The 24,930-nt window shown below is 56.7% G+C and carries 23 protein-coding genes and 1 pseudogene; 12 read left to right on the forward strand and 12 right to left on the reverse strand.

Going from position 1 to position 24,930, the window contains the following annotated elements:
- Positions 1–352: 352 nt before the first annotated feature.
- Positions 353–1,198, forward strand: coding sequence for an SDR family NAD(P)-dependent oxidoreductase (locus tag KHU33_RS15315; RefSeq protein WP_211464409.1), 846 nt, complete (start codon positions 353–355; stop codon positions 1,196–1,198).
- A gap of 89 nt (positions 1,199–1,287) precedes the next feature.
- Here KHU33_RS15315 and amaB read toward each other — a convergent pair whose 3' ends face one another.
- The 5 genes from amaB to ggt form a co-directional block, all read right to left on the reverse strand.
- Positions 1,288–2,808 (reverse strand): L-piperidine-6-carboxylate dehydrogenase, encoded by a 1,521-nt coding sequence (gene amaB, locus KHU33_RS15320; protein WP_211464410.1) that lies wholly within the window; start codon positions 2,806–2,808, stop codon positions 1,288–1,290.
- A 159-nt stretch (positions 2,809–2,967) separates the two neighbouring features.
- Entirely contained in the window at positions 2,968–3,852 is an 885-nt protein-coding gene (gene gcvA / locus KHU33_RS15325) for a transcriptional regulator GcvA (RefSeq protein WP_211464412.1), read from the reverse strand.
- Between the two features lie 122 nt (positions 3,853–3,974).
- Complete coding sequence (locus tag KHU33_RS15330; protein ID WP_211464414.1) at positions 3,975–5,393, reverse strand: FAD-binding oxidoreductase; 1,419 nt, start codon at positions 5,391–5,393, stop codon at positions 3,975–3,977.
- A gap of 8 nt (positions 5,394–5,401) precedes the next feature.
- Positions 5,402–6,439, reverse strand: a complete 1,038-nt coding sequence (locus tag KHU33_RS15335; protein WP_211464416.1) for a DUF1338 domain-containing protein — start codon at positions 6,437–6,439, stop codon at positions 5,402–5,404.
- A 307-nt stretch (positions 6,440–6,746) separates the two neighbouring features.
- A complete protein-coding gene (gene ggt / locus KHU33_RS15340; RefSeq protein ID WP_230414296.1) occupies positions 6,747–8,408 on the reverse strand; it encodes a gamma-glutamyltransferase in 1,662 nt (553 codons plus the stop codon).
- Between the two features lie 516 nt (positions 8,409–8,924).
- Here ggt and recA point away from each other — a divergent pair.
- Both recA and recX read left to right on the forward strand, forming a co-directional pair.
- On the forward strand, positions 8,925–10,031 hold the full coding sequence (gene recA / locus KHU33_RS15345; protein ID WP_211464418.1) for a recombinase RecA: 1,107 nt from the start codon (positions 8,925–8,927) through the stop codon (positions 10,029–10,031).
- A 164-nt stretch (positions 10,032–10,195) separates the two neighbouring features.
- Entirely contained in the window at positions 10,196–10,651 is a 456-nt protein-coding gene (recX, locus tag KHU33_RS15350) for a recombination regulator RecX (RefSeq protein ID WP_211464420.1), read from the forward strand.
- Between the two features lie 63 nt (positions 10,652–10,714).
- On the opposite strand, the gene KHU33_RS15355 is transcribed toward recX, so the two are convergent.
- On the reverse strand, positions 10,715–11,296 hold the full coding sequence (locus KHU33_RS15355; RefSeq protein ID WP_211464422.1) for a GNAT family N-acetyltransferase: 582 nt from the start codon (positions 11,294–11,296) through the stop codon (positions 10,715–10,717).
- Positions 11,297–11,734: 438 nt separating this feature from the next.
- Between KHU33_RS15355 and KHU33_RS15360 the strand changes: the two genes are divergently transcribed.
- The 8 genes and pseudogenes from KHU33_RS15360 to tfpZ all read left to right on the forward strand — a co-directional run bounded on the left by KHU33_RS15360 (position 11,735) and on the right by tfpZ (position 18,590).
- Positions 11,735–12,379, forward strand: a complete 645-nt coding sequence (locus tag KHU33_RS15360; RefSeq protein WP_211464424.1) for a DUF2889 domain-containing protein — start codon at positions 11,735–11,737, stop codon at positions 12,377–12,379.
- Positions 12,380–12,397: 18 nt separating this feature from the next.
- Positions 12,398–13,570 (forward strand): annotated as a pseudogene (sucC, locus tag KHU33_RS15365) (ADP-forming succinate--CoA ligase subunit beta); the annotation flags it as partial.
- A 63-nt stretch (positions 13,571–13,633) separates the two neighbouring features.
- A complete protein-coding gene (locus tag KHU33_RS15370) occupies positions 13,634–13,903 on the forward strand; it encodes a GIY-YIG nuclease family protein (RefSeq protein ID WP_230414294.1) in 270 nt (89 codons plus the stop codon).
- Between the two features lie 46 nt (positions 13,904–13,949).
- Positions 13,950–14,831, forward strand: a complete 882-nt coding sequence (gene sucD / locus KHU33_RS15375; RefSeq protein WP_211464430.1) for a succinate--CoA ligase subunit alpha — start codon at positions 13,950–13,952, stop codon at positions 14,829–14,831.
- A 253-nt stretch (positions 14,832–15,084) separates the two neighbouring features.
- The gene (locus KHU33_RS15380; protein WP_329956067.1) at positions 15,085–15,846 is read left to right on the forward strand and encodes a Stp1/IreP family PP2C-type Ser/Thr phosphatase; all 762 of its coding nucleotides are present in this window, start codon (positions 15,085–15,087) and stop codon (positions 15,844–15,846) included.
- Positions 15,847–16,082: 236 nt separating this feature from the next.
- A complete protein-coding gene (locus KHU33_RS15385) occupies positions 16,083–16,685 on the forward strand; it encodes an FHA domain-containing protein (RefSeq protein ID WP_211464434.1) in 603 nt (200 codons plus the stop codon).
- A gap of 529 nt (positions 16,686–17,214) precedes the next feature.
- Complete coding sequence (locus KHU33_RS26440; protein WP_329956066.1) at positions 17,215–17,697, forward strand: pilin; 483 nt, start codon at positions 17,215–17,217, stop codon at positions 17,695–17,697.
- Positions 17,698–17,834: 137 nt separating this feature from the next.
- Positions 17,835–18,590, forward strand: a complete 756-nt coding sequence (gene tfpZ / locus KHU33_RS15395) for a TfpX/TfpZ family type IV pilin accessory protein (RefSeq protein WP_211464436.1) — start codon at positions 17,835–17,837, stop codon at positions 18,588–18,590.
- A gap of 587 nt (positions 18,591–19,177) precedes the next feature.
- On the opposite strand, the gene moaC is transcribed toward tfpZ, so the two are convergent.
- Positions 19,178–19,675 carry a cyclic pyranopterin monophosphate synthase MoaC gene (moaC, locus tag KHU33_RS15400; protein ID WP_211464438.1) on the reverse strand — a complete coding sequence of 166 codons (498 nt, stop codon included), beginning with the start codon at positions 19,673–19,675 and terminating at the stop codon, positions 19,178–19,180.
- A gap of 179 nt (positions 19,676–19,854) precedes the next feature.
- Between moaC and KHU33_RS15405 the strand changes: the two genes are divergently transcribed.
- Entirely contained in the window at positions 19,855–21,360 is a 1,506-nt protein-coding gene (locus KHU33_RS15405; RefSeq protein WP_211464440.1) for a M48 family metalloprotease, read from the forward strand.
- A gap of 93 nt (positions 21,361–21,453) precedes the next feature.
- Here the strand turns inward: KHU33_RS15405 and KHU33_RS15410 are convergent, their stop codons facing one another.
- From KHU33_RS15410 to KHU33_RS15430, 5 genes are read right to left on the reverse strand one after another with little or no spacing between them, the layout of a single operon-like run.
- Positions 21,454–22,050 (reverse strand): DUF2946 family protein, encoded by a 597-nt coding sequence (locus tag KHU33_RS15410; RefSeq protein WP_211464441.1) that lies wholly within the window; start codon positions 22,048–22,050, stop codon positions 21,454–21,456.
- Positions 22,051–23,022, reverse strand: coding sequence for a YheT family hydrolase (locus tag KHU33_RS15415; RefSeq protein WP_211464443.1), 972 nt, complete (start codon positions 23,020–23,022; stop codon positions 22,051–22,053).
- A gap of 21 nt (positions 23,023–23,043) precedes the next feature.
- Positions 23,044–23,475 (reverse strand): YybH family protein, encoded by a 432-nt coding sequence (locus KHU33_RS15420; RefSeq protein ID WP_211464445.1) that lies wholly within the window; start codon positions 23,473–23,475, stop codon positions 23,044–23,046.
- A gap of 51 nt (positions 23,476–23,526) precedes the next feature.
- A complete protein-coding gene (locus tag KHU33_RS15425; protein WP_211464447.1) occupies positions 23,527–23,727 on the reverse strand; it encodes a zinc-finger domain-containing protein in 201 nt (66 codons plus the stop codon).
- Positions 23,728–23,773: 46 nt separating this feature from the next.
- Positions 23,774–24,700: a branched-chain amino acid transaminase gene (locus KHU33_RS15430; RefSeq protein WP_211464449.1), complete on the reverse strand. Its 927-nt coding sequence runs from the start codon at positions 24,698–24,700 to the stop codon at positions 23,774–23,776.
- Positions 24,701–24,930: the final 230 nt, after the last annotated feature.

Raw genomic sequence — 24,930 nt, forward strand, 5'->3', positions numbered from 1 at the left:
AAAAGCGGTGATCGGCGCCGTCATGCACAAAATGACACATCTTATTTACGGAGTGCTCCGTACTGGCAAGCCCTTCGATCCAAATTATTTAACCAACGGGCTTGCTATTCAAGACGGTATCTGACCCCACATGACGGATTCGGAGAAAGACAGGGCGCACTGTGCGGCTTTGTTCTTTTTACCGATGAGGCGGCTACTCCGTGGTCCGCTAAGTGGGGTCAGAGTGAAGTTTCTGCAAAAAGCGCGCAGAAAGTTCACTCTGACCCCAGTTAGCTGCGTTTGTTAGGCGCAAACCGGGCACGGGCATTGTCATGTTTATGAAACTATCAATAAGCGCTGAACAGGACAACTGATGAAAAATTTGCAAGGCAAGGTCGCTGTCGTCACCGGCGCGGCTGAAGGTATCGGCAAGGGCATTGCGACGCGGGCGGCGGCGGAAGGAATGAAGCTGGTGCTGGCCGATATCAACGCGGCCAAGCTGGAAGTTACCGTGGCCGAGTTCAAGGCCAATGGCGTCGAGGTGATCGGCGTGCCTACCGACGTCGCCAAGGAACAGCAGGTCAATGCGCTGGCGGAACAGGCGTTTGCCAGATTCGGCAAAGTGCATCTGCTGGTGAATAACGCCGGCGTCGCCGTCGCCAAGCCGGCCTGGGAAACCACGCAGCAGGATTGGGATTGGGTCATGGGCGTCAATTTCTATGGCGTCACCCACGCCTTGCGCGCCTTCGTTCCCACCATGTTGCAGCATGGCGAAGAGGGGCATATCGTCAACACCGCTTCCATGGCCGGTTTGACCTCGCAGCCCAGCCTGGCCAGTTACAACGCCAGCAAGCATGCGGTGGTGACGGTGTCCGAGGGTTTGCATCACGACCTCGCACTGCGGCAGGCGCGGATCAAGGTGTCGGTGTTGTGTCCGGGCTGGGTCAAGACCGCGATCGCGCATTCTGAACGCAATCGCGCTGAAGCCGTTGATAGCGCTGCAACCCAGGGCGTCGATGCGGTAGCGGCCAAGGTCGGCATGTCGGTGCTGCACGCGGTGCAGAACGGCATTCCGGTGGCGCAGGTGGCCGACGAAGTGTTTGACGCGATTGCTGCGGAGCGCTTTTATATCCTGACCCATCCGGAAATGAAGCAGGCAATTCAGATCCGGATGGAGGATGTGTTGCAGCAGCGGGCGCCGACTTTGTTGAGGATTTGAGGATTGCCTGAAAGGGTGTCCGGTAAACCGGCGGGGCGGACCAGCATCAGCTGATCCGCCCTGAGAGTCAAGCTTAGTCGGAATGAAATTTAATCGATATCAAACTTGACGCCCTGCGCCAGCGGCAGGGTGCGGCTGTAGTTGATGGTATTGGTCGCGCGGCGCATGTACGTCTTCCACGCATCGGAACCGGATTCGCGGCCGCCGCCGGTTTCCTTCTCGCCGCCGAAAGCACCGCCGATTTCTGCGCCGCTGGTGCCGATGTTGACGTTGGCCAGACCGCAATCGCTGCCGCTGGCGGACATGAAGGCCTCCGCTTCGCGCACATCGTTGGTGAAGACGGCTGATGACAAGCCTTGCGGCACGGCGTTGTTGAGGCGTACCGCATCCTCGAAACTATCGTAGCGCAGCACGTACAGAATCGGCGCGAAGGTTTCGTGATGCACGATGTCGCTTTGCTGCGGCATGCGTACCAGCGCCGGCCGCACGTAGAACGCCTGGGCGGCGTCGCCTACCGGCAAGCGTTCGCCGCCGGTCACCACGCCGCCTTCGGCCTTGGCCTGGGCCAGCGCCGCTTGCATGGCTTCGAATGCAGCTTGATCGACCAGCGGGCCGACCAGCGTGCCGCCATCCAGCGGATCGCCGACTTTGACGCTGGCGTAGATGCGTTCGATGCGGCTGACTACATCGTCATAAATGCTGCTGTGGACAAACAGCCGGCGCAAGCTGGTGCAGCGCTGGCCGGCGGTGCCGACCGCGGAGAAAGTGATGGCGCGCAAAGCCAGGCTCAAGTCGGCGCTAGGGGTGACGATCATGCCGTTGTTGCCGCCCAGTTCCAGCAGGCTGCGGCCAAGACGTTCTGCTACCGTGGTGGCGACTTTGCGCCCCATGCGCACGCTGCCGGTAGCGCTGACCAGCGGCACCAATGGCGAAGCGGAAAGCGCTGCACCGATCTCGGCGCGGCCCAGCAATACCTGGCACAGATCGGCCGGCAGCAGATCCGGCCGTTGCTGTGAAAACCGCTTTGCAGCTTTTTCAAACAAGGCATGCACCGCGAGCGCCACGACCGGGGTTTTTTCCGATGGCTTCCAGATCACGGCATTGCCGCAGACCAGCGCCAGCGCAGCATTCCAGGCCCATACCGCGACCGGGAAATTGAAGGCGGTGATGACGCCGCAAACGCCCAGCGGATGCCAGGTTTCCATCATCCGATGGCCTGGGCGCTCGGAGGCGATGGTCAGGCCGTACAGCTGGCGCGAGAGACCGACGGCGAAATCGCAGATGTCGATCATTTCCTGCACTTCGCCTATGCCTTCAGACAGGATCTTGCCGGATTCCAGCGTTACCAGCTTGCCCAGCGGTTCACGATATTCGCGCAGCACTTCGCCCAGGATACGCACCAGCTCGCCGCGTACCGGGGCTGGCACCGCGCGCCATTTTTCGTAGGCTTGCTGGGCGTTCTTGATGGCGCTGTCGGCTTCTTGCACGGTGTGTGCGCGCAGCGAAGCAATTGCCGCGCCGTCACGCGGTGAGCGCGAATGGAGATCGTTGCCGGCATGGGCGGAAAAATCGAAGCCGAGTTCAGCGAAGATGGTGGAGATTTGCGTCATTGGAAGACCTTTGTTCCGAAGTCGATCTGGTCGCCGCAGGATGGGCGACGGCTTGGGCTAACTTGTAGGGCTGAGTATAGGAATAAATCAGGATTTCTTAAAATCAAAAAATATCAGGACATCATTACCTTTGATCATGTTGGGCACCTCAAGTTTCGCTCAAGTTTCGGCCAGCTCGCCCAGTATCCATTCCTGGAATTTGATCACGGCGGCTTTGCTGGCGTTTTTCTCAGGATAGGTCAGGTAATAGGATTGCGGGCTTTTGACGGCGAACGGGAAGGGCACGTGCAACTGGCCGAGGGCGATCTCGGTTTCCACCAGGAATTTCGGCATCAGCGCCACCCCGAGGCCGGCGGCGGCGGCCTGGATCACCATCGACAGTTGTTCAAAACGCGGACCGGAGAGGGCGTCGGGGCAGGCCACGCCGACGTGGTTGAACCAGTCTTGCCAGGCTTGCGGCCGGGTGGTGTGTTGCAATAAAGTCATTTCCGGCAAATCTTCGATGCGTTTGATTTTCCGGCCCAGCTCCGGGCTGCACACCGGCAGCACTTCTTCACCCATCAGCCGCACCATGACCGCGCCGGGCCAGTTCGGCTCGCCGAAGTGGATTGCTGCATCCACCGCGCGGCTGTTGAAATCGAAGGGCAGCACTTCGGTGCTCAGGTTGAGGATGACGTCGGGATGAGCGGAGGTGAATTTGGCCAGGCGCGGGATCAGCCATTTGACGCCGAAAGTGGGCAATGTTGCCAGATTGAGCACGCCGCCGGAGTTCTTGTGCGCCATCACCTGAAACGTCGCCATTTCGATTTCTTTGAGGATGACGGCAACCTGGGCCGCATATTCGGCCCCGGCTGCGGTCAGGATCAGGCGGCGGTTGATGCGTTCGAACAGTTTCACGCCGAGATAATCTTCCAGGATCGCGGCCTGGCGGCTGACTGCGCCCTGGGTCATGTGCAGTTCGTTGGCGGCCTTGGTAAACGACAGGTGCCGCGCTGCCGTGTCGAACGCGATCAGGCAGGAGGTGGAGGGGATGAATCTGCGCATTTTTCTTGGTGCCGAATAGGTAGGTGCTGCCGAGCAGGCACTATACCAAACGCGCGGCCGCTTTTCAGCGTTACCTTTAGCGCGAACTTCAGGCTGCCTGCGCAGAGAGTCAGGCATAAGTATCAAGGAGCTGAACCGAAGCGCGTCAGCCCCAGCAGCTGGGCCGGATCGAAAACGCTTTGCATCCTGGCCGCCAGCGCCTGTGATTCGGGCACGGTGTAGCGCTCATAGAACTGCTGGTTGAACGGACCGACGCCATGCTCGGCGCTGAAACTGCCGTGATATTTGCGCACGGCCAGATCGTAGATTTCCTGGCGCAGGGCGTGGATCCGTTGCGGCGGGAATTCATCTGCCAGTTGCTGCGGCAGCACCAGGTTGAAATGCAGGCCGCCATCGCCCCAATGGCCGAAGTCGAATACTTTGACGCCAGGGTAACTGCGTGCCAGCAGCGCCACCGCTTCATCGCGGAACAGCGCCAGCTTCGAGCGCGGTACGGCGATGTCGAAAGCGATGACCTTGCCCTCCTGGCGCACACTGTCGGTGATGGCGTGGCGGATGCGCCACAGCACTTCAGGTTTGTCGATCACTGCATCCAGGATCAGGTCGCCGAAACAGGCTTCGAGCCAGGCGCCGAACAATTTTTCCAGATCGAAATCGGCGCTGCGCGGCCGGGCGCTGCTCAATTCGATCAGGAAGGTGTAGGGCGGCAGCGGTTCGAACGGCGCTTGTATCGAAGGAATATGCTGCAAAACCGACTGCATGGCATTCTGCGAGATGCCTTCAAACGCGCTCAGGAAATCCGAGAAATTACGCTCGGCGTCGCGCAACAGCAAGGCGGCGGCTTGCAGCGAGGCCGGCGCCACCAATGCGGTGGCGGTTTGTTGCGGCAGCGGATGCACCTGCAGCACTGCCTGGGTGATGATGCCGTAGGCGCCGCCGCTGCCGATGAAGCATTGTTTCCAGTCGGGGCCGGTATTGTTTTTCCGGAGGCGGTTGGTCAGGTCCAGGCGCTGGCCGGGCGGGTCGATCAGCAGCGCTTCCAGCCCCAGCACGTTATGCCGCACGTCGCCGTAGCGGATCAGGCGCGCGCCGCCGGTGTTGGCGGCCAGCATGCCGCCTAGCGAGGGATCGGCCGCCAGGTCGATCGGGAACTGCAGATCATGCTGCTTGAGCGCCTGGTTCAAGTCGGACAGGCGGGTGCCGGCGTAAGCTTGCACCACGCGATCGACCGGATCGATGTCGATGACGCCCTTGATGCGTTCCATGCTGAGCACCACATCGAGCCCCGAACGATCCGGCGACGCCGCGCCCACCAGGCCGGTATTCGCCCCTTGCGCGACGATGCGGATTTTTTCGCCGGCGCACAGGCGCATCAGCTCGGCTGCTTCTTCAACGCTGGCCGGGCGGGCGATGCAAAGGCTCTGGCCGTCGCCGTAGCGGGCGCCCTTTTCGTAGGGTTGGCGCTGATCCGGCGCGATCAGGCAGCCTTGCGGGCCGAGCAGGCCGCTGATGCGTTGCAGGATGAGATTCGTGTTGCGCATGTCAGGCATCAGCAGGAGGAAGAGGAGGGCGAGGCGGTCATCTTGAAAATGCCCTGGGCGTTGCCGCTGTCGAAAGTCAGGTCGAGTTTTTCGCTTTGGGTTGCTTCATCCAGATAACGGTCGCGTGAAATGAATTCGTAGAACGATCCCGGTACCTGCATCTCGATCAAGGCGCCGTCCGCATCGCGCATCAGGCGGGTTACGGTGCTGGCGCGGAAAGCGGTTTGCCGCACCCGGCCGTTCCTGGAGACTTCGATTTTTTCCTTGATGGCGCGGCCCAGCGCGCGTTGCGCATCCGCTACCTGTTCCACATTGGGAACCCGATCGGTGGCGTGGTTGAAGGCGTTGCCTTCGGTCGAAATCCAGGCCATTTCGGCCGATTCCGCCAGCAAGGTCTGGTATTCAGCGATGCTGGGCAGCGCGTGCTGACGATCGAAACACTTTACCAGCACCGGCAATAGAACTAGCGCATCGGTCAGCGGCAAGCTTTTGTCATGGTCGAGTTGCTGCAGCAGCTGCGCCGAGTGCGCATCCAGCGGGTCTTGCGAGGTCGACAGAACCTTGTTGACGGTGGCCTGGAACTCGCTGGAGAAGTGGTGCGGATGCAGTTCGCTCAAGAAGAACTGGGCGCTTTCCTCGGGGTCGTCTTCGTGCGCATAAGCACGGCCGGTCATGCTGATCCGTTGCAAAGGATAGACGCCGTTTACGTGATAACCCAGCGGCCGCAGAATCCGGGTGAACGCCGCCTCGCCGGCCGGCAAGGTGCCGGTGCTGATGCCAAGCACGGTGCGCAAAGCGCCATGGTCGAAGCGGATCTTGTTGCCGGCGCGCACCGAGTCCTGCACATAGTCATTGCCTTGCGGGACGGCTTTCAGCAATTTCTCGAATAGCAGCATGTTCAGCGCCTGCGCTATTTCGATGCGGGAAACCGTGTCGGCCCGGGGCCGCAGGGTGCTGGCGGGGATTTGCAGCTGATCGGACAATTGGCCGGCGTGCTCGGCGCCTAATAGTGACGCCAGCATGAATTGCAGGTTGGTGGTGGACATAAGCGCGCTCAAGAGGAGGGACGATAAGCGCAGTGTAGATTTGAATCGATGCCGGATAAAACGATTAATACTGATGCATCAATGCGTTTTTCTCATGATGCAAACGCCGCCTCTGCCAGCCTACTGCGCGGGGCAATCTTGGGGTTTGCGATGCTCACTGTACTTTCGTACAGCTGCGCTTCTCAACCCCAACCTTGCCCCGCTCGCTACGGCTGGCAGAGGCGGTTTGCCGTTCTTTTACAGAAATAAAAAAGGAGAGCATCGCTCTCCTTTGTGGATAGATCAGAAATTTAATCTATATGGTGGTTTAGTAGCCGATCGCAGCGCCCGCAGGGCGGCGTGTATCGTTTGCGCCGTAATAGAGGCCGGGACGGACAATGCCCGATACGCCGGCGTCATTGCCCGAGCTGGCTCCGGCAACGCCGGCGGCGCCTGGCAGGCCGATCATGATCAGTTCAGCCGCGCCCCAAGGGGTTTGCTCCTTCATCTTGTAGCCCATGCCGTCCAGGATCTTGAGTGTGTCCGGCGACAGTCCGCGGGTTTCGTAATACACCTCGTCCGGCAGCCATTGATGATGGATGCGCGGCGCATCCACCGCTTCTTGCGGCGCCATGCCGTAGTCGATCACGTTGAGGGCGGTTTCCAGCGTGATGGTAATGATCCGCGAACCGCCTGGGGAACCCAGCACCATATAGGTCTTGCCGTCCTTGGTGACCAGGGTCGGCGCCATCGACGACAGCGGGCGTTTGCCCGGAGCGATCGAATTGGTGGCGCCTTGCACCAGGCCGAACAGGTTTTGCACGCCGGCCTTGACGGTGAAGTCATCCATTTCATCGTTCAGGAAGAAGCCGGTGCCTGGGGCGATCACCACGGCGCCGAAGCGGCCGTTGATGGTGTAGGTGGTGGAAACCGCATTGCCGTCCTTGTCGACGATCGAGTAATGGGTGGTTTCAGGCTTTTCATGCGGCGCCATGCCCGGTTGCACTTCTTTCGACGGCGTGGCTTTGTCAGCGCTGATTTTTTCGCGTATCGATGCCGCGTACTCTTTGCTCAACAGACGCTCCAGCGGATTTTTGACAAACGCCGGATCGCCGAGGAAGGTGTTGCGGTCCATATACGAGTGACGCATGGCTTCGGTCATGTAATGCACTGCGGATGCCGAGTGGAAGCCGAGCGCCTTCATGTCGTAACCCTCAAGAATGTTGAGGACTTGGCACATGGTGGCGCCGCCTGAGCTGGGCGGCGGTGCGGAGACGAACACATAACCGCGGTAGGTGCACGACAGCGGGGCGCTTTCGCTGATCTTGTAGCCGGCAAAATCGGCCGCGGTGATGATGCCGCCGCCTGCCTTGGAAGCACGTTCCACTGCTGCCGGAATCGCGCCCTTATAGAAAGCATCGGGACCGTTGCGTGAGATGGCTTCCAGCGTCATGGCCAGATCCTTCTGCACCAGACGGTCGCCCGGCTGCAATGGCGTGCCGTCGCGGCGCAGGAACAGGCGCGCCGATTCCGGGTCTTTTTTGAACTGGGCGATGGTGGTGTCGAGAATGTCGGTGTCGCCGCGGTTCAGGATATAACCGTCGCGCGCCAGCTTGATCGCCGGTTGCATCACCTGGGCGCGGGTCAGCTTGCCGTATTTGCGTTGCGCGGTGTCGAGGCCGAGCACGGTGCCTGGCACGCCCGCGGCCAGATAACCAAACAAGCTGGCGTTGGTGATCGCCTTGCCGGCAGAATCCAGATACATATTGGCGCTGGCTGCAGCCGGTGCGGTTTCGCGGAAGTTGATGAAGGTATCGCGGCCGTCAGCTAGGTGGATGGTCATGAAACCGCCGCCGCCGATATTGCCGCAGCAGGGATTCACTACCGCCTGCGCATAACCGACCGCTACCGCCGCATCGATGGCGTTGCCGCCCATCTTCAGGATGTCGACTCCGACCTGCGAAGCCAGGTGCTGGGAAGTCACCACCATGCCGTTCTTCGCTTCCACCGCAGGCGCGGACGCCGCCTGCACGCTGCCCAGCAATCCCAGCAGCAGCGCCGACGCCGCCAATGGTTTCAACCAATATGTAATACGCATACCTTCTCCCTTTTATTAGTGGGCAAAGCGCTTGCCCCTTCCTTGAAACATGACGCATAAGCCAGCAGCGGACCGGCTACCGGCGCAGATAATTTGCGCGACAATTATTGCATCCTCTTGCGCGTCCGGCATGCTTTTTACTTTGCCGGATAACGATATGCGCATAAAGCATAAATTGCGCCTGATGCCATCAAGCTGATTCACGTAAGTTCGCACCTAAAGCGTGCGCTGGCTCGACGAATTCTGGTTGATCAGCATTCCAGTCAGCGATGTCTGCACATACAATACACATTCGGTTTTCAGAAAAATGCGACAGTGCTTGCATAAATCACTGTTTTTTTATACAGTGCTACCTGAAGTTCCAGCTCATGTTCCGAATCACCCACCATTTTTGCCGAAAGAACAACCATGGACGATAAAAAATCCGCACCCAATCCGGATAAAAGCAAGGCCCTTGCCGCGGCCTTGGCGCAGATCGAAAAACAATTCGGCAAAGGTTCGGTCATGCGCATGGAAGACGGCGCCGTGGTCGAAGAAGTGCAAGTAGTCTCGACCGGTTCGCTCGGCCTGGATATCGCGCTGGGCGTCGGCGGTTTGCCGCGCGGCCGGGTAGTCGAGATCTACGGTCCTGAATCCTCCGGTAAAACCACGCTGACACTGCAAACCATCGCCGAAATGCAAAAGCTGGGCGGCACCTGCGCGTTTATCGACGCCGAACATGCGCTGGACGTCGGTTATGCGCAGAAGCTGGGCATCAACCTGTCCGAACTGCTGATCTCGCAACCGGATACCGGCGAACAAGCGCTGGAAATCACCGATGCGCTGGTGCGCTCCGGCGGCGTCGACCTGATCGTGGTCGATTCGGTTGCCGCGCTGACTCCGCGCGCTGAAATCGAAGGCGATATGGGCGATTCCCTGCCAGGCCTGCAAGCGCGCCTGATGTCGCAAGCACTGCGCAAGCTGACCGGCAGCATCAACCGCACCAACACGCTGGTGATCTTCATTAACCAGATCCGCATGAAGATCGGCGTCATGTTCGGCAATCCGGAAACCACCACCGGCGGCAACGCCCTGAAGTTCTACGCTTCGGTTCGTCTGGACATCCGCCGTACCGGTTCGATCAAGTCGGGCGACGAAGTGATCGGCAATGAAACCAAGGTCAAGGTCGTCAAGAACAAGATCGCGCCGCCGTTCAAGGAAGCGCACTTCGATATCTTGTATGGCGAAGGCACATCACGCGAAGGTGAAATCCTCGATCTCGGTTCCGACGCCAAAATCGTTGAAAAGTCCGGCGCCTGGTACAGCTATAACGGCGAACGTATCGGCCAGGGCAAGGACAACGCCCGTACATATTTGAAAGAACGGCCGGAACTGGCGCGTGAAATCGAAAACAAGGTACGTGCTTCGCTGGGCGTGCCTGAACTCGGCGCAATCAAATCGGACGGCGGCGACAAAGCCGAAAAAACCGCTGCCAAGGCAAGCAAGGCTGCTGCCAAGGCTGAAGAGCCGGTTTAGAACCTGGTGGCATGCTAATAGCTGCGGATTCGTCATCCCCGCGAACGCGGGGATCCATGTTACTGACTAAGATGGATTCCCGCGTTCGCGGGAATGACGCGTCAACCTAAGAGATTTGGCTCTGTCTCTGTATTACAGAATCACCAGCCATCCTGAGAACATCTATGGCAAGACTGCAGATAAGCCTCAAGGCAAGAGCGTTGCGCTACCTGTCGGCACGCGAACACAGCCGCCTGGAACTGGCGCGCAAGCTGGCGCGTTATGCGCAGGAAGGCGACGATATCGAAGCCTTGCTGGATACGCTGGAAGCAGCAAAACTCCTGTCCCAGGCGCGTTTCTCCGAATCCCTGATTCATCGGCGCGCCCATCGCTACGGCAACAGCCGCATCCTCTCCGAACTGCAAAGCCACGGCATCGATGCTGAAGCGCTGGTGGATATCAAGGCAGATCTGGCCAGCGGCGAAATCGCGCGCGCGCGTGAAGTCTGGCGCAAGAAATTCAATCAGCCTGCGGCAGACGCCACCGAGCGCGCCAAGCAAATGCGGTTTTTACTGCAACGCGGGTTTTCTCATCGGGCGATACAGGCTGCGGTCAGAGGTGACGAAGAGGGCGACGAGTAGTCATACTGACGGTTTCGGCATCGACAGCAGCGGGTTTCTAGACGCCGGGGCTATCTGTTGTGATCAACGAGTGTTTTCGGCGATCGCATCAAGTTGTTCTTGCTCAAAACTTCCCAATGTGTAGAGATTGAGTCCCTTGCCGACGGATGTTCGACGGAAATGCATACGCCTAAAAATACGTTGCATGGATTGCGCATATTTATTGCAAAACGCTATAAGTTTGGTATTTGCAGGTTGCATTGCGACAAACAAATTGATCATATTTTTTCCGTGACCTTGTCCTCGAAGCTCATATTTGATAGCGCATTTATCGATTATCTTGACGACGCTTCCATCTTTCTCTTGAAATGTCTTGATCTGCAGAAAGCCTATTGGCTCACCTTGATAAGTACATACCAAAAGCTCACGCTCTACGTCCTTGCTGTGTTTTTTATTTCGTGGCCACAAAAATTGCAGCTTCGAAAAAAAACGTATTGATGCAAACAGTGAGAGAAGTGCTGCTATATAACCAGTAGAGGATAAGAAGGAGTCCGTGAATGCGCCATCCAGGCTGCCTCGGACTACAAGGTCGAATATGAAAGGTATATCCAAGATGCTTGCATCGTGAATCGAGGTATCGGTAAGTAAATTGGAGATTGATGTCATATTGTCGGCGACCGGATACCCTCAAAAAAGCTGCAAGCAGGGCTCATTATATTCAGAAGAGTCGCAGTCCTGGAAATATTTCAAATTGGAAATGTGTCGTAACGTTTTGTAACTCGGCTTCGAATTTGGCCTGTTGTTAATACTAGAAATACTTACGGCGCAATATCATCCGTAACCGGAGACAGCTTCCGAGAATGCAAAAATTTCTTCGAAGCCGGATTGTTCGAGATACCCCCGTCATTTATGTGGCTCTGCCTCTGGCACAAGACACCACCTCGTCAGGTTACAAGAGCCAAGCTCGCCGGAACTACAACACGGTCAATAACAATGGGGGCGAAGCTGCGCAAGCTGTGCTACACTTTTGGGGTTTTTTGCAAACCGCAGGAGCGGCAGTTACCATAGAAACTGTGGTAACGATACGCAAATCAGTCCATCAATATGTCTCTGACAACCCCTATTTCCCGCCGAGCGTTGAAGCACACCCGCGCGATTCACATCGACGCGTTTGTACGTGATGACGACCTATGGGAAATCGACGCGCATGTTACCGATACCAAACCTTTCGATCTTGCTTTGCCATCTGGAAATTTGCCGGCAGGCCAGCCGCTGCACAGTCTGTGGCTGAGGCTGACGCTCGATCGCCAGTTTGTCATCGTTGAGGTCGAGGCCAACTCTGAAGCCGTGCCTTACCGTGGCTATTGCAATACCATCGAACCGGATTACCAGAAACTGATCGGCCTGAGCCTGGTCAAGGGTTTTCGCCATACGCTCAAGGAGCGCATCGGCGGCGCGCTTGGCTGTACCCATTTGACCGAACTGGCGCAGATATTGCCGACCGCGGCGCTGCAGGCTTTCGGCGGCGAGATAGATCGCCGCAACGATCCGGCTGCGGAGCAAAAGAAACCGCCCCAGCTCGATCGCTGCCATGCTTTACGTAGTGATGGCGCAGTTGTCGCCAAATATTATCCGAAGTGGGCAACCAGCCCTCCAGCAGAAGTTGACATCGAATCGCATCTAGAATCGCCGCATCTAGAACCACCGCATTTAGAGCCACATTTATCCAAGCAAGCAATTTCATTTTAATTAAGTGTCAGAAGGGAAGCTCGTATGAAGATCCATGAGTATCAGGGTAAAGAAATTCTCCGCCAGTTCGGCGTGACAACACCGCGTGGCATCCCGTGCCTGAACGTCGATGACGCGGTCAAGGCAGCTGAAACCTTAGGCGGTTCGGTTTGGGTGGTAAAAGCCCAGATCCACGCTGGTGGTCGCGGCAAGGGCGGCGGCGTTAAAGTTGCCAAGTCGCTGGAGCAAGTGCGTGAGTACGCCAGCCAGATTCTCGGCATGCAACTGATCACGCATCAAACCGGACCAGAAGGCCAGAAAGTCCGCCGCCTGCTGATCGAAGAAGGCGCTGACATCAAACAAGAACTGTACGTCAGCATGGTGACTGACCGTGTCAGCCAACGCGTGGTGCTGATGGCATCCAGCGAAGGCGGCATGGACATCGAAGAAGTAGCCGCCAGCCATCCAGAGAAGATCCATCAAGTGGTCATCGATCCGGCTACCGGCCTGACCGACGCTGAAGCAGACAGCATCTCGACCAAGATCGGCGTACCTGCCGGTTCCATCGCTGACGCACGCAAGCAATTGCAAGGTCTGTACAAGGCTTACTGGGATACCGATTCCTCGCTGGCTGAAATCAACCCGCTGATCGTTACCGGTTCCGGCAAGGTTATCGCTCTGGACGCCAAGTTCAACTTTGACTCCAATGCGCTGTTCCGTCATCCTGAAATCGTTGCCTATCGTGATCTGGACGAAGAAGATCCAGCTGAAATCGAAGCTTCCAAGTTCGATCTGGCTTATATCTCGCTCGACGGCAATATCGGTTGCCTGGTGAACGGCGCCGGCCTGGCCATGGCCACCATGGACACCATCAAGCTGTTCGGCGGCGAGCCAGCCAACTTCCTGGACGTCGGCGGCGGCGCCACCACTGAGAAAGTGACTGAAGCATTCAAGCTGATGCTGACGAATCCGGGCCTGAAGGCCATCCTGGTCAACATTTTCGGCGGCATCATGCGTTGCGACGTCATCGCAGAAGGCGTGATTGCGGCTTCCAAGGCAGTGCACTTGTCGGTGCCGCTGGTGGTCCGCATGAAGGGCACCAACGAAGAAATCGGTAAAAAAATGCTGGCCGACTCCGGCTTGCCGATCATCTCGGCAGACAGCATGGAAGAAGCGGCGCAGAAGGTTGTTGCCGCAGCTAACGGTCAATAATCTGAAAAACGTCATTCCCGCGAACGCGGGAATCCATTTTACAGAATGCCAAGCTACGTTTACATGATGTCGAACAACTCGCGAGCTACGTTATATATCGGCGTAACTTCAGATTTGATCAAACGTACCTGGCAGCACAAAGAAGCTTTTGTGGATGGTTTTTGCGAAAAATACGGATTGAAAGCCTTGGTCTGGTATGAGATTCATGAAGATATTGCCGAGGCAATCAAACGCGAAAAACAGCTGAAAAAATGGAATCGAATATGGAAAATTCATCTGATTGAACAATCCAATCCGAATTGGCAAGATTTATATCCCGGTTTATTGAACTAACATGGATTCCCGCGTGCGCGGGAATGACGGATAAAAAAGGAATCGTATGAGTATCCTGATCAACAAAGACACCAAAGTCATCACCCAAGGCATCACCGGCAAGACCGGCCAATTCCACACCCGCGGCTGCCGCGATTACGCGAACGGCAAGAACGCTTTTGTCGCTGGCGTCAATCCAAAGAAAGCCGGCGAAGATTTCGAAGGCATCCCGATTTTCGCTAACGTTTCCGAAGCCAAGGCAGCCACCGGCGCCAACGTATCGGTCATTTACGTTCCGCCGGCAGGCGCAGCAGCTGCAATCTGGGAAGCTGTCGAAGCGGAACTGGACCTGGCCATCTGCATTACCGAAGGCATTCCGGTACGCGATATGCTGGCACTGAAAGACCGCATGGCAAAAGCCGGCAGCAAGACTTTGCTGCTCGGACCGAACTGCCCAGGTCTGATCACGCCAGACGAAATCAAGATCGGCATCATGCCAGGCCATATCCACAAGAAGGGCCGTATCGGCGTGGTTTCGCGCTCCGGCACCCTGACTTATGAAGCAGTCGGTCAATTGACCGCACTGGGCCTGGGCCAATCGTCGGCAGTCGGCATCGGCGGCGATCCGATCAATGGCTTGAAGCACATCGACATCATGAAAATGTTCAACGATGATCCAGACACCGACGCCGTCATCATGATCGGTGAAATCGGCGGTCCGGACGAAGCCAATGCCGCTTATTGGATCAAGGACAACATGAAGAAGCCGGTGGTCAGCTTCATCGCCGGTGTTACCGCTCCTCCGGGCAAGCGCATGGGCCACGCCGGCGCGCTGATTTCGGGCGGCGCCGATACTGCGCAAGCCAAGCTGGACATCATGGAAGCATGTGGCATCACCGTGACCAAGAATCCATCGGAAATGGCGCGTTTGCTGAAGGCGATGCTGTAAGTTTCGCTGAGCAGCACGGCAGGTGCTTATCGTATAGATAATTAGCTGTCCGCAAGATGAAATGGGAAGGGAGCTTCGGCTCCCTTTTTTATTGGCAGGCCAATAGGGCCTGGATTGCGGCCACCACATCCGGAAGCCGGGCCGCCGCCGACTTTGCAATTTGTCTTGCCGTCCCCCGCAGAACCAAGGAAAATGCTTATAACCAGGCAATCGTTTGATCTGCCATAACCTTTTATCGATCATGTCTCGACATATGCCGCTTGAGTTTGCCGCCAAAACGGATATTGGTATGGTGCGAGTACAAAACGAAGACACCGTCGTGATCGACGATGTCTTGCGGCTGGCGATCCTGGCCGACGGCATGGGCGGCTACAACGCCGGCGAAGTCGCCAGCAGCATCGCCACCGTCGCCATCCAGGAAGAAATCGAAAGCCAGCTGCAGGAGTACCGCCGCCTGCAGCAGCCGGAAGCGGAGCTGCCGGTCCGCCAATGGCTGATGCAAGCGGTGCGCCAAGCCAACAGCACCATCATCAACGCCGCCCGCCGCGAGCCGGAATACCGCGGCATGGGCACCACCCTGGTGGCGGCCTGGTTCGAGCCGCAAGACTGCGTCAGCATCGCCCATGTCGGCGATTCGCGCGCCTATCGCATCCGCGGCGGCCTGCTGGAGCCGCTGACGCGAGACCACTCCCTGCTGCAAGAACAGATCGACGCCGGCCTGATCCGCGCCGAAGATGCGCAATTTGCCCTCAACCGCAATATCGTCACGCGCGCCGTCGGTATCGATTACCAGCTGGTGGTGGAAGTCCATCAGCATGAGGTGCAAGCCGGCGATCTTTACCTGCTGTGCTCCGACGGTTTGTCGGACCGGATCGGCGATGAAGATATCTTCAACATTATCAGCGACGCCCAGGGCGACCTGACGATGGCATGCACCATGCTTATTAATGCAGCCAATGAGTCTGGCGGCCAGGATAATGTGTCGGTGATCCTGATTCGGGTGCCGGATAACTAATAAGCCCGGTTGCCAAATTGCCGTTCGAGACTGACGGCAAGCGCAATCAGCGAACTCGCAATATAAATCCCGAAATTTGAGTATCATTGCCCCGAAACAATATTAGACTGGGGGTTTGTTGAAGTATGAAAAACCGGATGTTTGAGCAACGCCAACACCAATAGCTACGGATATGGCCAGATCCGCAGCATGGTTTTAAATTAACTTACAGATAGCGTTTCCCAAGAGAGATAGGAATGGCGAAGATCATCCTGACCAAAGGCGGCACCGTGATACAAGAGATGACGCTCACCAAAGAGCGCACCACCATCGGCCGCCGCGCCCACAATGACATGGTCATTGACAACCTCGCCATCAGCGGCGAGCACGCGGTCATTATCACTATCTATAACGATTCGTTTCTGGAAGACCTCAACAGCACCAACGGCACCCAGGTCAACGGCCATCCGGTCACCAAGCATTTTTTGCAGCATAACGATGTGATCCAGATGGCAAGGTACAAGCTGCTGTATCAGGTCGATACGGATGAAGAAATCAAGGATAACCGGCCCAAGATGTTCCCGGTGCCGCGGCCGGACGCCACCATCACGGTACTGGACGGTCCTAGCGCCGGTAAGGAAATGCTGCTGACTAAAGTCTTGACTACTATTGGTCGTCCCGGAATCCAGGTCGCGATAGTTACGCGACGGCCGCATGGTTACGAGCTGACACATGTCGAAGGGCAGACTTATACGCGGGTCAATGACACGCCTTTGAGTGCGGGGGCCAGGGCGCTCAAGGATGAGGATGTGATTGATATTGCGGGGACTTTGATGCGATTTTCCTGGAAATCTGCATAGACCGCCGCACAATCGTTGCACAACACATTTTCTCATCATATAAAAAAGCACCGTCATTCAATCGCGCCGTCATTCCCGCGAACGCGGGAATCCATGTTGACCTTAAAATAGATCCCCGCGTTCGTGGGGATGGCACAGCTGCTTGCATCAAATGAATTTTATCGGACTACTAAGTCACGATAAATACCTGTTGCCCATATCGCAACGAAATTACTCTGTGATATGGCGTCATCTCGGAATTTAAGCTGAACGCCTGTTTCATTTGCCCTAGTAATCGATGAAACTAGGACACGTCTTGCCACATTTCATACGCTGGCGGTCACACGTGCGTCAGGTGTAGGATTAAGTCATCAACGACGAATAATCTTAGTTTCTTTGTGACAAACTTTGTCAGCGCAGCATCAAAAATCTGCCAAATTTCCTCACTTTCCCCATCGTGGATCTTTCAAAACCGGAGATTTTCCACTGGCACAGACATTGCTGTATATCCCGTGTAGTGAAGCCCCCTTTTTATTAACCGGAGAAACAAATGAAATCGATGAAAATGATTAAACGCGCACAGCGCGGTTTTACCCTGATCGAATTGATGATCGTTGTGGCGATCATTGGTATTTTGGCCGCGGTCGCGTTGCCTGCTTATCAGGACTATCTGGTACGTTCGCGTGTCTCAGAAGCAGTCGTGGCTGCTGATGCTGCAAAAATAACGGTTGCCGATAATGCTGCTAACGGACTTCCCTTTGGAAATGGTTTGAATGCTGGTATAGCGACACAGAACATTGCAACCCCTGTAGCGATTGATGGCACAACCGGCGCAATTAGCGTTGTCACTACGGCGAAGGCGGGCAATTTCACGCTTAACGTGACGCCAGGTGACGGCAAGCTAGCAACCGCTCTTGTGGCTGGCACCCCACCAGCTAATCAACTTGTGTGGGCTTGCTGGGTAAGCTCGGCGAATGTCTATAAATATGTTCCAGCCAATTGCCGTCAAACTGCTGCTACTGCTTTGCTATAAGTCTTCAAATCAATGGGGGTCAGACTCGTTTGATATTTTAGTCAAATGGGTCAGCTTGGACTGGTCCGCCGACTTCAGTGTTTGATTCAAAACGCCCGCTTTGCGGGCGTTTTTTCGCTTCTTTGTTCAGGTACTTCATGAAAATAAACCGTTTTCAGGCTTTTGGCTTTCATTTGCTGGGTTCTGTGGTCGTGGCGCTTTTTTCTTCTGCGCTCGTTTTTCTGGTCTGGTATCGTTGGCCATTGCCGGTCGCCACCGGCGTGACGGAAATCTTCATTTTATTGCTGGCGGTGGATGTCGTGATCGGGCCTTGCATTACGCTGATTGTATTCAACACGGCAAAAAAAGAATTGAAGCGCGATCTGGCGATGATTTTATTGCTGCAAATCTGTGCTTTTCTGTACGGGTTGCATGCCGTATTTGGCGCGCGGCCAGTCTATCTGGTCTTCAATGCCGACCGGTTTGATCTGGTCTACGCCAATGATCTGAGTGAGGAAAAACTGCGCAAGGTTATTGATCCCCAGTTTCGGTCTGTGCCTTTGCTCGGCACGGAGGTGATTGCCGCCCGTGCGCCTGATTCTGGAAAAGAACGCAATGATATTTTGTTCAGTGCGGTGGCAGGCGGCGATGACTTGCCCCAACTGCCGCAATATTATGTCCGTTATGCCCAATTGAAGGGCGACGTGCAAAAACACATTCATCCATTGCAAGAACTCAAGTCCTTCAACTACGAACAAACGGCTGCGATTGACGCACTGGGCAGCAAGTATGCGTCAATCCAAGACGGCATCGGCTTTGTGCCGTTGCGAGGAAAGGCCAAGGATTTGACCGTGATTGTGCGGCGCGATTCCGTCGAAGTTTTGGAAGTGAAAGACTTGAGGCCGTGGAACTAGGCTGCCTGGCTGCGGCTAGTCCTGCATATAAGCGGCATGGAATTGCAGATGCAGGGGAGTGCCTGCTGATGAATGGCGTACAACGTAAAAAAATCCGTGACCATCATCATGCCGCAATGAAGCTATATCGTGGCCCTGTCTACGTTTAGCCTCCTACAAGGGTGGTTGGTGGTGACTACCAGAAGCTCACTCGTGAGCAGTGCGACCAGGGCGTAATATCGCTGGTGCATGCCTGTAACCTATCCGTTGGGTCCTCGCTTTGATGGAGTGACCTTCAGCATGTAGCGCTCAAGCACATCGGTGAGCAGCCAATCCTTGGACTGATTAGAGGAGAGATGTGTCCCCTTATCCATTGAGGATTCGATACTTCTGACCCACATCTGGGCTTCTGCTTTGGTGGCAAATGAATTTACTTCTTCGGGAAACCCTTGACGCCGTACTCGGGCCTGCCATACGCCTTCCAATTGGGACAAGAACGGATTTTTAGCTAAAAAATGCTACCGGAAATCGGCAATGCATTGGACTAGCAGAAACGCTCACAAGAGATTGGTTGAAGAAATATTACTCATAAAAATCAATCGCTTACCTCACTCTGCTATCCAATCCCCCGACTTGCCGCCATGCTTTTCCATCACCCGCACATCGGTAATCACCATCCCCCGGTCCACCGCCTTACACATGTCATAGATAGTCAGCAACCCAATCTGGACCGCAGTCAACGCTTCCATCTCCACCCCAGTCTTGCCCACCGTTTCCGCCTGCGCATTGCAGGTAATGTTGGCGCCGGCTTCATCAATGCTAAAGTCGACAGTAACCCGCGTCAGCGCCAGCGGATGGCATAACGGGATCAGGTCGCTGGTGCGCTTGGTGGCCATGATGGCGGCGATGCGGGCGATGCCCAGCACGTCGCCTTTTTTTGCGGTGCCGGACTGGATCAGCGCCAGCGTCCCAGGTTTCATGCGGATGCGGCCGCTAGCAACGGCGATGCGATGGGTGTCGTTTTTGTTGCCGACATCGACCATGTGGGCTTGGCCGGAAGGGTCAAAATGGGTCAGTTTGGCGGGCGAAGGGGTTTTGTCGGTCATGGTGGTATTTTCTGTAGATGCTGCAATTAGCTGCGTCGTCCCCGCGAAAGCGGGTATCCATTTTAAGTTCGACTTGGATTCCCGCTTTCGCGGGAATGACGCCAATTTTTGAATTACTTATGTGGACTTACTTAATATTAGTATCATAGCATCGTGATTTTGACACTATCCAGCGCTCAATGAATCGACCTCTGCCATCCCCGCGACGATTGCTACTTGCCGCGCTCATCAGCGCCTGCTGCGGTTTGCCGATAACGTCTGCAGTCGCGGCACAAAACCTGCCAACCCTGGGCGATACCTCGCGTGAATCGCTGTCGCCGCTGATGGAGCGCAAGCTGGGTGAAGAAGTCATGCACGATATCCGGCGCGATCCCGATTATATGAACGATGCACCGCTGCTGGAGTATCTGAACAACTTCGGCTGGACGCTGGTTGCCGCCCGGCCCGAAGTGCGCGGCGAAGCGGGCTTCGATTTTTTCTTCTTTGCGGTGCGTGATCCGGTCTTGAATGCGTTTGCCTTGCCCGGCGGTTTTATCGGCGTGCATTCCGGCCTGCTGTTGGCGGCGCAAAGCGAATCGGAACTGGCTTCGGTGCTGGCGCATGAAATCGGCCATGTGGCGCAACGGCATATCGCGCGCATGGTGGGCAGCCAGAAGCAGGATTCGATGATTGCCTTGGCCGCCATGCTGCTGGGGGCGCTGACCATGCGCGGCAGCGGCGACGCCGGCGCGGCGGTGATGATGGGCGGCACCGGGCTGGCGATGCAAAGGCAGTTGAATTTCAGCCGCGACGCCGAGCGCGAGGCGGATCGCATCGGGCTGTCGATTCTGGATGCGGGCGGTTTTGACACCAGCGGCATGGTGGCTTTTTTTGGGCGCATGCAAACCGCTTCCCGCAACTATTCGGATGTCGTCCCGCCGTATCTGCTGACGCATCCGCTGACCACCGAGCGGATTGCCGACATCGAGGCGCGCATCCGCGAGCAGCGCTACCGGCAGCGTGCGGATAGCCTGGATTTCCAGTTGATACGCGCTCGTGTGCGGGTGCTGCAGGATGACACCGAGCAGGGCCGGCGCGACGCTCAGTTCGTTTTCGATGCGCAGTTGCAGCAAAATACCAAGCAGCAAATCGTTGCCGCTAAATATGGCATGGCTTTTCTGGCGTTCAAGCAGGGGGCCTATGACAAGGCGGAGGATTTACTGCAACAGGCGGTGGCGGCGGCGTCGCCGGCAAAACAGAGTCTGGTGCTGACCGATCTAGGGGTAGAGATCATGCTGGCTACCAATCGCGAGGGCGATGCTTTGAAGCTGGTGCAGCAGGCGCAGATTCAATATCCCTTGTCGCGTGGATTGGCGCATCAGTATGCTCGGGTGCTGATTGCCGCCAAGCGTCTGGATGAAGCTACCAAGTATCTGCGCGAGCAAGCGCAGTTGTATCGCCAGGATGCCGATGTGCAGGATTTACTGGCCAAGGCGTATTCGGCGCAGGGCAAGCGGGCCTTGCAGCATATGGCTTTGGCGGAATCTTATGTGTTGACTGGGAGTGTGCCGGCAGCATTGGATCAATTGCGGATTGCGCGTGACTCGGCGGATGCCGGGTTTTATGATCAGTCTATGATTGATGCGCGGGAGCGGGAGTTGCAGGAGCGGTGGAAGGAGGAGTTGAAGGCGTCTAAGGAGCGGTGACGTAGACGTTTTTACTCTGTGGTCCGTTAAGTGGGGTCAGGGTAATTTTACGACGGTGAAACGTGTCGTAAAAAAAACTCTGACCCCACTTAACTAGGCTGGACGGGGTTTTTGCACAAAACCGAAATGCGCTGCGATGTCTTCTGTGGCGATATGCGCGACAGTTAATGTTGTTCCGGCTTTCTGCCATGTCAGGATTTGATGCTCCGATGGATTCGTCATCCATTCGAGCAGGGCTTCATCGCTGACGCCTTCTCCATCCATGCGCAAATCGGCGAGGCATTGCGCCAGATCGCGGTCATCTATTGCTGCAACTTGATTCTGAGCGACTAGCAGCAGCCGGCCTTGTTCGGTCAGCATGACGGCTTCGGTTGCCGCCATTGCTTCGCCGGTTTGCAAGACAAAACCCCGAGCCGGATCGGTATGGGCGATATAAGGCGTCAGCTCCAGATCGACATACACCCGTTGCGGGCCGTTCTGGAAGTACCAGCAGCCGTGCTCATCCACGCTGTAGTTGCGGTTGATGAAGCCAGCCAGCGCCGTGTGCATGATCTTGTCGCCCGGCAGGTTCTGGCGCTGCGCCGTTTCATCGCGCATGCGCCAGGCGCCGCGCGCATCCAATCCCAGCCAGCCGTAGCAGTGGGGAACGTCGGGCCATTTCAGCATGGCTTGGGCGACGACTTGATCCATTTAGCTATCCTGCAAAAAACGCAGCATGTGCTGCGGCAGCCAGTCGAGCCGGCCGGGCGGGTTGCCGGTGGCGAAACCGACGTGGCCGCCTTGCTCCGGATATTCGAGGGTGACGCTGGCGGCGGCCTTGGGTGGCAAATGCTGCGGCGGCAGGAAGGGGTCGTTGCGGGCGTTGAGCACCAGCGTCGGCACGGTGATGTCGTTCATCACCAGCTTGGCGCTGGCGCGATGCCAGTAATCGTCGGTGTCGCGGAAGCCGTGCAGCGGTGCGGTGACGATATTGTCGAACTCGTACAGGTCGCGCGCGCGCAGCATTTTTTCGCGGTCGAACAGGCGCGGGAATTGCTGCAATTTGTCGAGCGATTTGCTTTTCATGGTGCGCAGGAAGGAGCGCGTGTACAGCATGTTGAAGCCATGCGACAGGGCGGCGCCACCGCCGGCCAGATCCAGCGGTGCGGAAATGGCGCAGGCGGCGTCGACGATTTCCGCCTGATGCTGGGATTCGCCGAGCCAGCGCAGCAATGCATTGCCGCCGAGTGAAACGCCGGTGGCGTACAGTTTGCCGAATTGTTTGAGCGCTCGGTTGGCGAGCAGGCGGCGCAGTATCCAGTCGACTTCTTCGGCGTCGCCGGAGTGATAAAAGCGCGGCGCCTGGTTGATTTCGCCGGAACAGCCGCGGAAATGCGGCACCGCACCGGACCAGCCCAGCGTCGCCAGTTGCGCCATCAGGGCGCGGCTATAGTGGCTGCCGGAAGAGCCTTCCAGGCCGTGAAACAGCACCACCAGCGGCTGCCCGGGCTGGCCGTCGACAAAATCGATATCGATGAAATCGCCATCCGGCGTATCCCAGCGCTCGCGCCTGTAGACGACCATGGGTTTGCTGATGCAAGTGGCGGGGTAAATGGTTTGCAGATGACCGCCCGGCAGCCATAGCGGCGCCGGGTAGGTGCTTGGTGAGACGGAAGAACGCATACTATTCTGTGTTGCTCCTGTTCAGTGCAAGGTGGTGCTGGATACGTTTTCTTCAGGTGCCGCACCAGGCGCTACCGAGGCGTGATGCAGCACGATGCGCCAGCCGCGCGGTGTCTTCATATAGATATTGGTCGCCAGGATATGCATCTCCCGATCGGAGTCGCTGGCTTGATGCAGCTCTTCCACCAGATTATGAATACTGGTCGACATATTCTGCGTCACGTGCAGCTGGCGCGCACGGATATGCACGCCGCCGCGTTCGAACAAGCTCTCGAAAGTGGCCCGGATCGCCGCATGTCCATGCAGTCGCGGCGCATTCGGATGGATGCAGACGATTTCGTCGTCGTCGGCCCATAGGGCCATCATGGCCTCGATATCGGCCCGGCTCATGGCGTCGTAAAAAGCGGTCTCGGTTTCTTCGGCTGAACCATGCATAAACTTGGCGTGCGGCATATAGCCTCCGTGCTGTCATCAAAAAAGGGAGCTGCGCTCCCTTTGTTTCGATCAATGGCCTTTGATCACGGCGCCCGGTTTCAGCCGGTACTGCGTGCCGCAGTAAGGGCATTTGGCGCTGCCGCTGCTGTCGAGATTCAGAAACACCCGGGGATGCGAAGACCAGGTCGGCATCAGCGGGTTAGGACAATGCGCCGGCAAATCCTTGCCGTCGAGTTCAACCGGGGTTTGAAGGTTTGTTGCTGTGTTCATCTGTTTCTCCAAAATTACTTGTGCTGTATTAAGTACTGACGCCGGCTTATTGCCCGACCACGGTAAGCCAGTGTTGATATTTGGCCGACTTGCCCGCCACCACATCGAAGAACATCGCCTGCAATTTTTCGGTGATCGGGCCGCGCTTGCCTTCGCCTATGGTGCGATTGTCGAGTTCGCGGATCGGCGTGATTTCTGCGGCGGTGCCGGTAAAAAAGGCTTCATCGCTGCAATACACTTCATCGCGGGTAATGCGTTTTTCGATGACTTCGATGCCGCTGTCGCGCGCCATGGTCAGCACCGCATCGCGCGTGATGCCGTCCAGGCAGGAGGCCAGATCGGGCGTGTAGATCTTGCCGTTCCTGACGATAAACACGTTTTCGCCGGAGCCTTCCGAGACGTAGCCGTCGGTATCCAGCAGCAGCGCTTCGTCGTAACCGTCGGCCAGCGCTTCCTGGTTCGCCAGGATGGAATTGATGTAATAGCCGCTGGCTTTGGCGCGCACCAGCGAAACGTTGACGTGATGGCGGCTGAATGAGGAAGTCTTGACGCGTATCCCTTTTGCCAGCCCGTCTTCTCCCAGGTAGGCGCCCCAGGGCCAGGCGGCAATCGCGACGTGGATCGTGTTGCCCTTGGCGGCGATGCCGAGTTTTTCCGAACCGATCCAGATCAGCGGCCGCATGTAGCAGGATTCCAGCTTGTTCTCGCGCACCACCTGGATTTGCGCATCGATCAGGGTTTGCAGATCGTAAGGCACTTGCATCTGGAAAATCTTGGCCGAATTCAACAGGCGCTGAGTGTGCTCTTTCAGGCGGAAAATCGCCGGGCCTTGTTCGGTCTTATAGGCGCGCACGCCCTCGAAAACCGCCATGCCGTAGTGCAGCGAATGCGTCAGGACGTGGATATTGGCGTCGCGCCAGTCAATCAGTTTGCCGTCTTTCCAAATCTTGCCGTCGCGGTCATCCATGGACATGTTCAAATCTCCCGTTTCAAATAAGAGGGCTTCAAAACCCTGTCATCCTCGCGTGCGCGGGAATGACGCTGCTAGGTTTTAAGGCAGGTAAATTGACATTTTAACGGATTCGACGCGGCCTACTCTGTAGAATATTGGTCTCGCCGTGTGTCTTTCGAGAACCGCTATGTGCGCAAAACCATGTTTTGACGGAGGCTGCTGGAGTAAAATAGCGACTTTTCCTCACTGAT

It is taken from the genome of Collimonas silvisoli, assembly GCF_018305005.1.
Taxonomy (GTDB): domain Bacteria; phylum Pseudomonadota; class Gammaproteobacteria; order Burkholderiales; family Burkholderiaceae_D; genus Collimonas; species Collimonas silvisoli.